General features: G+C 30.2%; 1 pseudogene. It reads left to right on the top strand.

Annotated features, from left to right (window positions below):
- Positions 1-211: 211 nt before the first annotated feature.
- Positions 212-311: pseudogene (locus tag ACJ5GX_RS01270) on the top strand (IS630-like element ISWpi10 family transposase); the annotation flags it as partial.

The raw sequence follows: 311 nt of genomic DNA on the forward strand, positions 1-311 counted from the left end.
TTTTGTTTTGTGATGTGTGGTTTGAAATGGAAAAAATGGTAAGTGTCTATCAACAGTTTTTTGTTCTATTTAGTTTATATCTTAGGGACACGGAAGATATTTTGTGGAATAACTTGAATAAATATGTGCTACGCAAAAATATTTACGGATGAAAGTAGCGCAAATAATCGTAGTCAAGAAAAATTTGACGTTTTCCTTATGATCAAAATTATTGGATGAAAAAGTGAGGAAAAGAAATGCTGAAGAAAGTAAGGAACAATGCATATGTTTCAAAAAAACTAAATGCTGTAATTGCGGCAAAAAAGCATAGT

It is taken from the genome of Wolbachia endosymbiont of Tuta absoluta (assembly GCF_059414725.1).